At 36.9% G+C, this 14117-nt stretch carries 9 protein-coding genes and 1 rRNA gene; 3 read left to right on the forward strand and 7 right to left on the reverse strand.

Annotated elements, in window-relative coordinates:
• Positions 1 to 76: ribosomal RNA gene (locus AAAT26_RS09490) — 16S ribosomal RNA — on the reverse strand; the annotation flags it as partial.
• Between the two features lie 541 nt (positions 77 to 617).
• On the opposite strand from AAAT26_RS09490, the gene AAAT26_RS09495 reads away from it, so the two are divergent.
• Positions 618 to 1349 carry an SIMPL domain-containing protein gene (locus AAAT26_RS09495; protein ID WP_004698386.1) on the forward strand — a complete coding sequence of 244 codons (732 nt, stop codon included), beginning with the start codon at positions 618 to 620 and terminating at the stop codon, positions 1347 to 1349.
• On the opposite strand, the gene AAAT26_RS09500 is transcribed toward AAAT26_RS09495, so the two are convergent.
• Positions 1330 to 2076 carry a ubiquinone/menaquinone biosynthesis methyltransferase gene (locus AAAT26_RS09500; RefSeq protein WP_004698389.1) on the reverse strand — a complete coding sequence of 249 codons (747 nt, stop codon included), beginning with the start codon at positions 2074 to 2076 and terminating at the stop codon, positions 1330 to 1332. The genes AAAT26_RS09495 and AAAT26_RS09500 overlap by 20 nt on opposite strands.
• A gap of 346 nt (positions 2077 to 2422) precedes the next feature.
• On the opposite strand from AAAT26_RS09500, the gene sstT reads away from it, so the two are divergent.
• A complete protein-coding gene (sstT, locus tag AAAT26_RS09505; RefSeq protein ID WP_004692960.1) occupies positions 2423 to 3643 on the forward strand; it encodes a serine/threonine transporter SstT in 1221 nt (406 codons plus the stop codon).
• A gap of 246 nt (positions 3644 to 3889) precedes the next feature.
• The gene (locus tag AAAT26_RS09510) at positions 3890 to 5407 is read left to right on the forward strand and encodes a dihydrolipoyl dehydrogenase family protein (RefSeq protein WP_008602685.1); all 1518 of its coding nucleotides are present in this window, start codon (positions 3890 to 3892) and stop codon (positions 5405 to 5407) included.
• 188 nt (positions 5408 to 5595) lie between these two features.
• Here AAAT26_RS09510 and AAAT26_RS09515 read toward each other — a convergent pair whose 3' ends face one another.
• The 5 genes from AAAT26_RS09515 to AAAT26_RS09535 form a co-directional block, all read right to left on the reverse strand.
• Complete coding sequence (locus tag AAAT26_RS09515) at positions 5596 to 6252, reverse strand: PepSY domain-containing protein (protein ID WP_349209150.1); 657 nt, start codon at positions 6250 to 6252, stop codon at positions 5596 to 5598.
• A 127-nt stretch (positions 6253 to 6379) separates the two neighbouring features.
• Complete coding sequence (locus tag AAAT26_RS09520) at positions 6380 to 7501, reverse strand: AI-2E family transporter (RefSeq protein ID WP_008602687.1); 1122 nt, start codon at positions 7499 to 7501, stop codon at positions 6380 to 6382.
• Positions 7502 to 7727: 226 nt separating this feature from the next.
• The gene (locus AAAT26_RS09525; protein WP_004692964.1) at positions 7728 to 8765 is read right to left on the reverse strand and encodes an OmpA family protein; all 1038 of its coding nucleotides are present in this window, start codon (positions 8763 to 8765) and stop codon (positions 7728 to 7730) included.
• A 555-nt stretch (positions 8766 to 9320) separates the two neighbouring features.
• Complete coding sequence (locus tag AAAT26_RS09530) at positions 9321 to 10730, reverse strand: MATE family efflux transporter (RefSeq protein WP_349209152.1); 1410 nt, start codon at positions 10728 to 10730, stop codon at positions 9321 to 9323.
• A gap of 255 nt (positions 10731 to 10985) precedes the next feature.
• Positions 10986 to 14117, reverse strand: a 3132-nt coding sequence (locus AAAT26_RS09535) for a YadA-like family protein (protein ID WP_349209154.1), incomplete at its 5' end; no start/stop codon positions are given.

Consider the following 14117-nt stretch of genomic DNA (forward strand, 5'->3'; position numbering starts at 1 on the left):
TCGCTCTTCGTTCGACTTGCATGTGTTAAGCACGCCGCCAGCGTTCGTCCTGAGCCAGGATCAAACTCTCCAAGATACCTTGAAGCTATTTGAATAGCTCATTATTTGTTATCGTTACTTTTAAGTAACTTTGAATTATGGTTGGTTTTGACTATGTCAAAACCCGCACTCTGGCATATGTTCAATCATATGATTGATTACCTATCATTGTTCAGTTTTCAAAGATCTGTTATCAATTTGCACTACTTCATTATTAAGTACTGTCGTAATTGACGACTTGATTATAATAACATTATGACCACTTTCATGTCAACACATTTTATAATCTTTTTTGAAGTTCATTTTAAACCTCTAAGTGTATTGCTACACTCATTAAGAAACAGCCGCTCAAACGACTGTATGCATATTATAGTACAATGAAAATATAATCGCAACCCCCAATTCTCAATTTTACAAAATCTTCATTTTATTTTCATTTTTAATCATAAACCTAATAATTGATTTTACACAATTAATCATGTACAATGTAGCTGTAATAAAGAACTTCCAGCACAAATTAGTTTTCTTTTATTAGCGTTTACCAATATGAATATTACATTATTGTAAGGAGATTGAGTATGAAACTATCAAAACATTTATTATCAAAAGCTGTAGCTATAGCTGCTATATGTGCTACTATGGGAACTACCACATTAGCTGCACCACAGGGCACATTTGATACTTCAGAAATTAATATTACTGGTCAAGCGTCTCGATCTGTAGCACCTAACTATGCGATTTTAACACTTGGTATTACAAGCCAAAATACCAATATCAATGCTGCAAAATCTAATAATGATCGTATTATGAGTAATTTAATTAGTCAATTAGCTAACTTAGGTGTTGCAAAAAAAGACATCTATACATCTAGCATTTCCATCAATCCAACGAGCGACTATCAAGACGGCAAACGCATCAATACAGGTTACAATGTATCAAATCATGTAACAGTTAAGATCAATAACCTTGATAACGTAGGAAAGGTTGTCGATGCCGCTGTTAGCGCTGGTGCTAACGACATCAACAACCTTTCATTCCAAAATGATGTGTCTCAACAATTATCTGATTCTTTAACTACAGAAGCGATTCAAAACGGTCGCCATAAAGCAGAAGTTATCGCAGCTGCCCTCGGTCGTACATTGGGACCAGTAAAAACTGTTTCCATTAGCACAACTGAAACTAGCACAATGGACTCTGGTTACTATCGTAACCCAGTAATGCTAAAAGCAGCTCTCGAAACTACTACGCCTGTAGAAAAAGGCTCTTTAATAGTTTCACAAGACGCTAACATCACTTATTATCTACAATAGAATTTTCCGGTACCACACCTTCGTGTACAGCTACAATGCCGCCTGTCAATTCATGATAGGTGGCATTTTCATATCCAAGAGATTTCCAGATTTCTAAAATCTCACTTTGATGCGGGTATCTACGTAAAGATTCTGGAAGCCATGCATAGGAAGAGTTATCTTTGCTCAATTTTCCTATAATAGGCAATATATATGAAAAATAGAAGTTATATAACTGTTTAAACCCAAACATACTTGGTTTTGCAAGTTCTAACACCACAACCTTCCCCCCTGGTTTTACCACGCGTTGCATTTCAGACAATACCTGCTTAATATCTGGAACATTTCGCATTGCAAAGCCACTCATTGCAGCATCAAATGTATTATCCTCATATGGTAAGGCCATGGCATCACCTTGTACTAAATTTACTTGATTAAGTAAACCAGCAGCCTCAATACGAACACGACCTTGATTTAGCATTTCACTATTAAAGTCTAATGCCTCTACCTTCAAAGTGGGCTCTTGACGTAATGCTTCCTTCGTAAATACACAAGTGCCACATGCCACATCAAGTACATATTGGTGAGGACCGATATTCATCGCTTTTACAGAGAATTTACGCCAAAAATAATCTTGTCCAAAGCTTAACACCGTATTCATTAAGTCATAGTTTTTTGCAATATTAGAAAAAACGCCTTGTACAAATTTCTCTTTATCTGCATACGTTTTAAATTCTTTAGTATTCATTATGGACCTTTCACAAATCAAGAACTATGTTCAAGAATTATATATGGCATAGTATACCACACTATAGGAACGCTAAAAAGAATCCTAATATATATACTCTATATAATGACTATGTAATATATACATACCTACTAAAAACACTGGTATTTAGTATTTTCCGCTACATAATATAAAACTAAACACACATATCTATTTTTTACCTATATTCATAATAAATATATACGACTATCGATTATAATATCTATTGCCACCATTTCATGTTCGTTGTATAATGACATATGTCCATGTTGAAAGGATACTTTATCATGGGATTTTATTTGTTTTTATATAAGTATTGGAGTGTACTATGAATCGATTTGTAAAATCAATCAATAGAGTCAGTCTAATCCAACAAATTATCATAGGTTTGATTATTGGTATTTTAACTGCTCTTTATGTGCCCGATGTGGCCAATGAACTTGCTTTATTAGGAGTCCTCTTCGTTGGGGCGCTAAAAGGTATCGCCCCTATCCTCGTATTTTTCTTAGTAATTGCTGCGATTAGTAAACATCGCTCTGGACAAAAAACAGGTATGGGCTCTGTTATAACCTTATATTTACTAGGTACATTCCTATCTGCGGCTTTAGCAGTAATCGTAAGTTTCTTTTTCCCTACTACATTACACCTAGCAGCAGGTGCAGCCGATGCCGCACCACCTCAAGGTATCGTAGAGGTTATGACAACATTACTAAAAAATGTAGTTGATAATCCTGTAAAAGCATTAATGACTGCTAACTACATCGGTATTTTAGGTTGGGCACTTATCATTGGTGGTGCTTTACGCCATGCACCGATGAATACGAAGGAAGTTATGGAGTCCATTGCACAAGCTATTACTACTGTAGTAGGTTGGATCATTCGATTCGCCCCTCTTGGTATTATGGGCCTTGTAGCAGAATCCATTGCTACTAACGGCATCGAAGCCTTGATTGGGTACTTTCAATTACTCGTATTATTACTTGGTTCTATGATCTTTGTAGCACTAGTAATCAATCCAATTTTATCCTTTATTTACCTTCGTCGTAATCCATACCCATTGGTATTCAAATGCTTACGAGAATCTGCAATCTATGCGTTCTTTACACGTAGTTCTGCTGCAAACATTCCCGTAAACCTTGATTTAGCCAAACGATTGAAACTTAATCCAGATATGTATTCCGTATCCATTCCATTAGGAGCTACAATCAATATGGGTGGTGCAGCAATTACAATCACAATCATGACATTAGCTGCGGCGCATACATTAGGTATCGTTGTAGATATTCCTACCGCAATCCTATTATCTGTTATTGCCACTATAGGTGCATGTGGGGCTTCCGGTGTTGCAGGCGGTTCCTTGTTACTCATTCCATTGGCTTGTTCCCTATTCGGTATATCCAATGATGTAGCAATGCAAGTTGTAGGCGTAGGCTTTATTATCGGGGTATTACAAGATTCCACGGAAACTGCACTTAACTCTAGCACAGATATCCTCTTCACTGCTACTGCTGATTATGCAAAACGCGGTTATCATCAAGATTGGAACTAAAATTTTTTTAGACGGTCCTTTGGGACCGTCTTTTTTTTGTAAACTAATTGTACATTCTTTTATAGGACTTTGTGAAAGTTACATATATCCGCGCCTCTTAATTTTCTGGAAATAATATTATGTATTTGGATAAACTAAATATAAACTTTCACCAATCACTAACAAACTATATTGATTTTCTTCAATGTAGTGGTATAATATAGTTAATGATAATAACTATTAGTAGATATATAGGAAGGAATCAACATGAAACAATACGATATTATTGTAGTTGGTACAGGCGGCGCAACCATCGTAGCTGATGCTGCGCTCAAAAAAGGCCTTAAAGTGGCAGTCATAGAAAAAGGTAAATTTGGTGGTACATGTCTAACTCGCGGTTGTATTCCTACAAAAGTTATGGTTACAGCAGCTAATGCAATTCAAGAAACAAAAGAATTCAAAAAAATTGGCGTTAACGTTGGACCTGCTACTATGGACTGGCATACTGTGTCCAAGCGTACTTGGCATAAAATTGACGAATCTGCAGGCATCTATGATTATTACAATGCCTATGACAACGTAGATGTGTATCGTGGTGCAGCAAGCTTTGTATCTGATAAAGTGATGAACATCCATCTTAACGATGGGTCTGGCATTGTAGAAATTACAGCGCCTACAATTATCCTTGGTACTGGTGGCTATAGTAATGTACCTAATGTACCAGGTCTTCAAGAATCAGGGTTCCTTACTAGTGAAAGTCTCTTTGGTGATAAATTCCCTAAACAGCCATATAAATCCCTTGCTGTACTTGGTGCGGGTCCGATTGGTGTTGAGTTCGCTCATGTATTTGATTCCGCTGGTACAAAAGTAACAATTCTACAACATAATGTACGTTTAGTTCCTAAAGAAGATGCAGATATATCGGAACACTTGCTTAACAACTACAGAGAACGTGGTATTAACGTACTTCTAAACCAAGACACTGTTGAAATCCGCCAAGAGGATGGCCTTAAAGTAGTAGTTACTAAAGATCGTACTACTGGCGAAATTACAGAAACTAAAGTTGAAGAAATCCTTGTAGCTGCAGGTATCCATCCAGCTGTGGAAGAACTTCACCTAGAAAATACTGGTATTGAAACACGGCCTAAAGGCTGGATCAAAACTAACGAATTTTTAGAAACATCCGTTGATGGTATCTACGCTTTAGGTGATGTCAATGGGGAGCCGGCATTCCGTCACCGTGCAAACTACGAAGCAGATATCATTGCTCACAATCTCTTCTATGCAACAAGTGAAGATGATTACCGTTGGGCAAGGTATGATACATTACCAAAAGTTACTTTCTCCTATCCTGAAGTTGGTAGTGTAGGTCTCACAGAGGCTGAAGCTATCAAAGCGGGTTACAATGTAGGAGTTGGGAAGAACTTCTACTCCTCCACTGCAAAAGGCTATGCAATGGGTATCAACCCTGGAGATATAAACGATGGATTTGTAAAAATTGTGGTAGATAAAGACACCAACCATATCCTTGGTATGCATGTCGTAGGTCCTCAAGCCTCTATCCTCTTCCAGCCTTATGTGAACCTTATGAATAGTGGTGTAACTCCGTTGACAGCAATCAACGAAGAAATTGCTTCTGAACGCACTAAACGTTTACGTGAAAAAGGTATTACTCGTGAAATGGACCCTAGATCCGTTATCACTGTAGGCGAAACTATGAGCCCACATCCATCCCTCGTCGAGGTTATCATGTGGACACAAGTGTACTACGAAAATCGTTGGTAATACAACTATAGTTATAAATAATAAAAGGACTAAACCTAGGCGCAGTCCTTTTGTTGCAAACATATCTATTGTAAAAAAATATTCTAACATAAGAGCACTATCAACCGATATTTTATAGTATCGGAATCGCAAAAAAGAGCCAAAGGCATTGCCTTCGGCTCTTTTCTTATTAATCATCAATAGATATGTTAGCGGCCCATATCTATATCAGAACCCCAAACGAGATTTGTTTTACGACCATCAAAGCCTTGATCTGGCTCAGGTGGTAATTTATAGGATTTAGATTGTTCTACATAAGCACCTGTCTCAGCATCTACTGTAACAACTACTTTTTTACCATCTTGATGCATAGTCACATAGTATAAAACTTTACCATTATGAGCTTCAATTTTCCAGCCCTTCATAACAGCATCATTTCCAAGTTGTTGTTTTGCAACACGTTCTGCTTGCGTTGATTCAATAACTTTATCTTTATTGAAAATCTCACCAATAACTTTCTTAGGTTTGCCCCCCTCTTCCATATCAGAAGCATTACCAGTGATTACGTCAATTTTCATCTTGTACTGATGATACTTACTATAACCAACTACTTTATAACCATAGTTCAAGTCATTAGAGTTGAGCTCTACGGAATGAAGCGCCGCATTTGGATAGCGATTTTGGAAAATAGTTCCAATTTGGCTCATAGTCATAACTATGGACTCGCCAGGTGCACGTTTTACAGAAATATCCGTACTTGTTTCAGGCTTTGTTTTGCGTGCATCTGCCACAATTGGTGTAGCAACGGATAACATGCCCACTGCTAATACCCCCGTTAATGCCATAGAAATCAACTTTTTATTCATTATAATCCTCCTACTAGATACCATGTTTCTATTAATCAAACTATTAGTACACTAGAATTTCTATAAGTTCATGCTATATTCAGCAACACGAAAAATATGTAAATAGTCATATCATTTAGACAATATACTATAAACCTTCATTAGATGCAAGTCGTCCATCTACATCAGTCATAATCAATTTATAGCATGTAGCCACTAAAGGTACACCGATCAACATACCAGTAACCCCCATCAAACTACCGCCTACGATAACAGCAGCAAATACCCACAAACCTGGTAATCCAACAGAGTTACCTACAATTTTAGGATAAATAAAGTTACTTTCAATTTGATGTAGTATCTCCAGAATAATTACATAGATAAGAGCATCCATAGGGCTAACAGTAAGTAGCATAACGGCTCCAATGATACCACCAACATAAATACCTAATAGTGGAATCAAACCAGTTAGACCAATTACACAAGCAATCGTTGTAGCATATTCAATATTAAATAGCCATAAAGTAATACCTACCATCACGCCTAGAACCAAGGCATCTATAAACTGACCTACAAAAAAATTACTGAATGTTTGAACTGCTACACGAGTTACATAACTAACTCGACTTACCCACTCATCTGATGCATAAGCCTTTAATATACGTTTACCTTGTAACATAAGGCGTTCCTTATCAAGCAACATATAAACAGCAAAAATTAAGCCAAGACCTATGTTCAAAGTCCAAGACAATACGGTGCCCATTGCATTTACAATATATGTGCCACCTTTTGTCCCCCATTCACGAGTATATTTAGCAATATTCTCTCCACTTAGGGCATCTATAATCGTTTGATTCGACGCCATTGGAATGGTTTCTGTAATATGTTGCATCCATGTTTGGAAATCCGTATACAATTGCGGTGATGCAGCTACAATAATCGACATAGAATGAATCAATTGAGGTAACGCCATCCGAGCAATAAAATACACAATAACACTAATTGTTACAAAGGATAGCAAAAGACTCAACGGGCGACGTATTTTATACTTCCATCCAGAGTCACACTTAGGCCATAGCCATCGTTCATAACGAACGACTAGAATATCCAATACGAAAGCAATACAAGCACCCACAATGAGCGGAACAAAAGCCGTAAAGATAGCGTCAAGACCACTAGCAATATCACTTATACGTAGTGCCATCATAATCATAATGCCCGCTAGTATAATAGCTCCTATGAGCTGTTTGTAATATTTGAATTCTTTCATAATAACCTACTTCACATAACACTATTAATAAGCTACACCTATATAACTATACGATTCTCACATCGCATACATTACCAAAGCATAATGAACATTGTATGACCTAGGATTGTATGCAATTTTAGTATAACACAAAAGTCCACCTTATCGCATGCTCGAATTCTCGATAAACAAGAGAGCATGATTGAAGGTGGACTTATTGTAGGCCTAATCTAGATTAGTCTAGAGATTAGCGATGAATATAAACGTCTACACGACGGTTTTCAGCTTTACCTGCTGCTGTAGAGTTAGTTGCAACTGGTTTAACATCACCATTAGCAATACCGATAAGACGATCGGCAGATACACCATGGTTAACTAAATATTGAGCCACATGTTGTACGCGGCGTTCAGACAAAGCAATGTTGTATTGAGGATTTGCATCAGTATCAGCGTTACCCATCAATTTAACTTGGTCTTGAGAATATTGGTTAGCAGCATTTACAGCAGCTGTTAAGTTTGGATATTGGTCTGCACGAGCAACATCTTGGTCGGAGTCAAAGTAGATAGATTGTACATAGTAATCCAATTTAGGAGTTTTATATGCAGGCGCTTCTACAGTAGGAGCTGGAGCCGGAGTGTATACAGGAGCTGGCGCTGGAGTGTATACAGGAGCTACGGATTTGTGACCACCGAAACGGTAAGATAATCCTACTACAGGACCTTGGAAGGAAATATTAGACTTATCATCACGTTTAGTATTGATATAACGATACCCTGCATTAATATCCCAGTCTTGGTTAACTTTATAACCTAAACCTGCTTCCCAAGTAGTAGTTCTCTTAGTCCCTACACCCGCTTTACCATAAACGTCTACTTTGGAGCCAAGGTTAGCTTTACCAATTACACCTAATTGAGCAATATTATTTGCTTTAGGGAATGTATCACCAGAAATGTGAGCATAACCGCCATATACTGCGAAATTTTTGTTCAAGGATTGAATCAAATTAACTTCTTGCATTCTATCACTATAGCTAGTGCCGAACATTTTATCATTCAAACCATGGTATTGGTATTGCAACGCTGTTTTATCTGTAAAAGCGTATGTTACACCACCATCAAAGTTCCATTTTGCATCAGAAGTCCAAGCTTTAGTTTTTGCTTTAGAATCAGACGCACCAAGATCAACTTGAAACTCACCTTTATTGAATTGAGTTTGAGGAGTTGCACCTGCTACGGACACACCTACAGCAGCAACTGCCAATAAAGCTAATAATTTTTTATTCATTATAATTCCCTCCAAAAACAGCCCTTATAATACTTAGGCTTTGGTAATAATATGCTTATATTTTACACAATTTTTCAATATAATTCAATATTCTTCATGAATATTTGATGAATTTTTAGTTATATCTATCTATAAATATTATAAATATAAATATTTAAACCCTCTCTATTGCCGAATCACTGCGATTCTCTGCACATATTACATTCCCGAAATTATAATACTATTTATCTTTTTTAAGATTCTCTAACAATAATAAAATTACTGGTTTTATAAGTTCATCAAAATCATTATTATAAATACTAATAAATCTAACTATAATTGAACGAATAAAAGCTCCCTTATGCACTAAGGAAGCTTTTATCATTTCATATGTATATCCCTTACATATATACGTGAAATCAGAAGTTTCTGGTCAGATAACACATTCCCCAATGTGTCATTTTTTTCACATTACGTATTGTACATCAAAAATTTTTAATAGACAAGAGTTTATTCACTTCTTTTTCATGAATCCTTCTAAAACTTTCAATGTGAAAAAGAATCATTTACATCTCATTAAACAACCTTATGTTGCCATGTTCCTCGAATAAATCTCAAATAAGAACAACATAATCTTAGAGACTGATCAAAGCACAAAGATAACCATGCCCCAAAAAGCCCTAAACCTAATGTAATGCATAATAAATATGTAATAATAGGACGAATAATCGCTACACTCACAAGGGAATATTTCATAATATAATATGTATCCCCTGCCCCTTTCAACACACCGGAATATACTTGCTGTAATGCTTGAGGGAATGCTGCGATAGCCATAATGCCCATCAAAGCGGCTGAAAGTGTAACAACATCACTTTCACGAGTATATAACTGTACTAAAAAATCACCAGGGCCAATAAAGATTAATGCACTTACAAGGCCCACGACTAGACCAATACGGGCACCAATTTTACCATAAGTACGTGCAATATCCGGTCGCTTGTGTCCAAGACTTTGACCCGTATGTGATGCACCTGCAAATCCAAGACCCATCGCAAAATAATAAAATATATCCATTAAATTCATACATACGTAATGTGCTGCTAAAGGTACCGCACCTAAGGAGGCAACAATCATAGTGTATGTATACATACCAAACCGCTCAAAGAACTGTTCCCCTAAAGAACTGCCACCGACATGAAACATTGTATGTAATACGGGCCTTTCAAACATCCATTTCGACGGATGGCGCAATGTTAATCCAGTAGAAGTATGTTGTGAAATCGTACGCAACAACAATAATGCAATAATAGCACTACTGATCATAGTGGATACACCTGCCCCCATAACGCCAAGTTCAGGGAAGAAACCAATACCATAAATCAAGAAGAAATTCATTATCGTATTCAAAATATTCCCTACTACATTAGATTTAAAAATAACTTTAGTGTTACCATATCCAATGAGTGCAGCCCCTACGATTTGGCTAAAGGACTGAAATATTAAGCTAATAACTATGAAACGACCATACCAAACGGCTGTTTCAATATAGCCATCTTCAGCACCCGTAAAACGTAGAATATGCTCTAAATTCAAGAAACATATCAATAATAACGGTACATAAATTAAAAAATTCAATAAAATAGATTGCTTGAGTACGGCATTCATACCATCTACATCACCTTCACCATGACGACGAGCTATAATTGCCGTCACAGCAATGGATAAGGCTCGACAAAAGATGAGCATTACCATCTCAGGTTGACCCATAATGCCTACCGAAGCAAGAGCTGACGCACCTAAGGCACCAACCATCGCCAAATCAATGGCAGTCATAAATTGTAACATCAAGCCTTGTAATGTAGCTGGCCAAGCTATTTTTAAATAATTACCATATAGCTGCTTTGTAGTTCCTACAGCTCCTAATCGTTCTGCAACAGGCAACATGGTGTCTATTGAAAGCCATCGTTGTATACGGTCTAACATCCTATCTCCTATTCATGCAAGATCATATAGTAAAGGCATTACTTCACCTCTTATATCTATTGTATTATATCATATAACATATGAAAAATCATTCATATGTTATGCTTTTTAAATAAGAATATATATCAAAATAGCAAAAAAGAACCTCTTAGACGAAATGTATATACCCTATCAAGTACAACAGTGTATAAGAGGTTCTTTAGCTTTACAGGCAAATGACTATCTTAGACTATTATCAAAATTAGTTCTCAATGCTTAACCTTTAGAGGCTAACAATTGATTTACTACGGCACGCAAGTCATCTAAACCTTGTTTGGTTTCAGCCAATTCTTGACGTTGACGTTCATTTTCAGCTTCTAATGTATTTAAACGTGCTGCTTGATTAGCAATAACAGTTTTTTGATTACTATTTTCTTTTTTTAGACTAGATACTTCATCTTGCATTACATAAACAGAACTAATAGGGCCTGCTTTATAACGTTCTGGAATAGCGTCTTTTCTTTCACGACTGCCACCAAATTTATGTGTTACACCTGCATTTACCATATTGTGACTAGTACCAAGTGAAACACCTACATTGAACATCGTATCTTCGGTTCGGTAATGAGCAATACCGATAGCCCCTGCAGTTTCACCACGGTAGTTACCAATACCAGCCATGATTTGTGTAGGTTCCAATGGATCGTATTGAATTGGTTTCAATGCTGCCATAGCTGCCGCATGAGCACCAACACGTTGTGTTTCAGTACCAACACGGTTAACAGCTTCTTGTAAACCAGCATTAGATGCTTTCAATTGGCTAACATTTACTGCATCAGTATCAGCTGTGCCAGGCGCTACCCCATGAATTTGGTTGCCACCATTATTTAAGCCGTCTACAGTAAGGGATACAGGGCTAGCTGTTGCATCTGCCGGAGTAATAGTCATACCACCACCATTAATTGCAGTAGAATTACCAGCTGCATCTTTCACTGTTGTACCTGCAGGAATGATCTTAGTAGATACACCATTTTCATCTCCTACGGTAACACTGTTTAGACCTTTCATGTCTTTAGCCAAGCCATATGTGAAAGTAGTTCTGTCTTGGTTAACTACAAGATTATCACCAGCTTGGAATTTTACAATATCCCCACCTTGTACTTTTTCAATGGTACCACCAGCAGCCGTTACATTCCATGCAGATATATCTTTAACTTGTTGTTTACCATTCTCTGCTAAGTTGCTCAAATCTTGATTTGCAGCATTATCAATTTTGCCTTTAGTTGCATCATCGAGTTTAACAGTTACATCATCGCCATTAGCAACCGTAGTAAGGCCATTTTCACCTTTCACATTGAATTTCACATCACCTGTGCTCAACGATTTTTCATCGGTAGAGCCAGAGTTACCACCTAAGGAAATCTTACGCGCAATAGCTGTCGTGTTTTTGTCGATGTTAGCTTTATTGGTTGCGATGTTATCCTTATTAGTTGCAATATCACTAGCATTTTTAGTGATGGCTGCTTTGTTATCAGCAATATTTTGTTTGTTCGCAGCAATATTGTCCTTATTAGTAGCAATATCACCTGTATTCTTATCAATTGCAGCTTTATTATTAGCTATTTTTTGCTTGTTATCCGCAATGGCATCACTATTTTTACCAATCTTAGCTGTATTATCAGCAATCTTGTCTTTATTTTCTGCTACTTGATCATCAACGTGTTTCAATTGATCTTCTGTGGCGGCACGTCCAGAGACAGGCTGTGTTTGACCCGGAGTCCATGCAGTGTTAGTCAAACCCGTTACTTGAGGTGTTTCTACACCTTCTGTAGCTTTCACTTTTGGTGCTGTAATGGTTTGATTTGCTTTTACAGTATTGAAAGTTACGTCTTGTTTAGTAGCAATTGTGAAGTCTTTACCATTTTGAGTAATGGAAATGTTATCACCATCGATAAACTTAACTGTATTGCCACCTTCAACTTTTTCGGCAGTATTACCATTAGCTACTACGTTCCATGCGGATAAATCTTTAACTTGTTGTTTACCAGCATCTGTTAAGTTGCTCAAATCCGTATTTGCTGCATTGTTGATTTTATTAGCCGTAGCATCATCTAATTTGACAGTTACATCGTCTCCATTAGCTTCAGTAACAATACCATTTTGCCCTTTAATATTGAATTTCACATCGCCTGTACTTAAGGATTTCTCATCGGTTGAACCAGTATTACCACCTAAGGAAATCTTACGACCAATAGCTTCTGTATTTTTATCAATATTAGCTTTATTGGCTGCGATATCGCCAGCATTTTTAGTGATGGCCGCTTTGTTATCAGCAATATTTTGTTTATTCGTCGAAATATTGTCTCTATTGGTAGCAATATCAGCAGCATTTCTATCAATTGCAGTTTTATTGTCGGCAATTTTTTGTTTATTGTCGGCAATAGCATCCGCATTTTTACCAATCTTATCTGTATTATCAGCAATATTGGCTTTGTTTTCTGCTACTTGATCATCAACTTGTTTCAATTGGTCTTCTGTGGCAGCACGACCAGATACAGGTTGTGTTTGACCTGGAACCCAAGCGATATTAGTCAAGCCAGTTACTTGAGGTGTTTCAACTCCAGTTGTCGCTTTCACTTTTGGGGCTGTAATCGTTTGATTAGCGGTTACTGAATCAAAAGTTACGTCTTTCTTAGTAGAAATGGTAAAGTCTTTACTATTTTGAGTAATAGAAATGTTATCACCATCGATGAATTTAACAGTATTTCCACCTTCAACCTTTTCAGCTGTTTCATTATTAGCGACTACATTCCAAGCTGCTAAATCCTTAACCTGTTGCTTACCGTCAGGAGTCAAATTGCTCAAATCTCGATCAGCTGCATTATCGATTTTGCCTTTAGTCGTATCATCAAGTTTAACAGTCACATCGTCTCCATTAGCAACTGTTGTAAGACCATTTTCACCTTTAACATTAAATTTCACATCACCGGTGCTCAAGGATTTTTCATCGGTAGATCCAGAGTTACCACCTAAAGAAATCTTACGAGAGATAGCAGCAGTATTTTGAGCAATATTAGCTTTATTAGAAGCAATATCACCTTTGTTTATAGCAATGTCACTTGTATTTTTATCAATTGTAGTTTTATTGTCGGCAATTTTTTGTTTGTTATCTGCAATCGCATCAGCGTTTTTACCAATTTTATCTGTATTGGCTGCGATGTCAGCTTTATTAGTTGCAATATTGTCTTTATTAGTAGCAATATCGCCTGCATTTTTATCAATTGCAGCTTTATTGTCAGCTATTTTTTGCTTGTTATCCGCAATGGCATCAGCATTTTTGCCAATCTTATCTGTATTATCAGCAATATTGGCTTTGTTTACTGCTACTTGATCATCAACGTGTTTCAA

Origin of the sequence: Veillonella parvula (assembly GCF_040094895.1) — a bacterium.
GTDB classification, from domain to species: Bacteria; Bacillota; Negativicutes; order Veillonellales; family Veillonellaceae; genus Veillonella; species Veillonella parvula_L.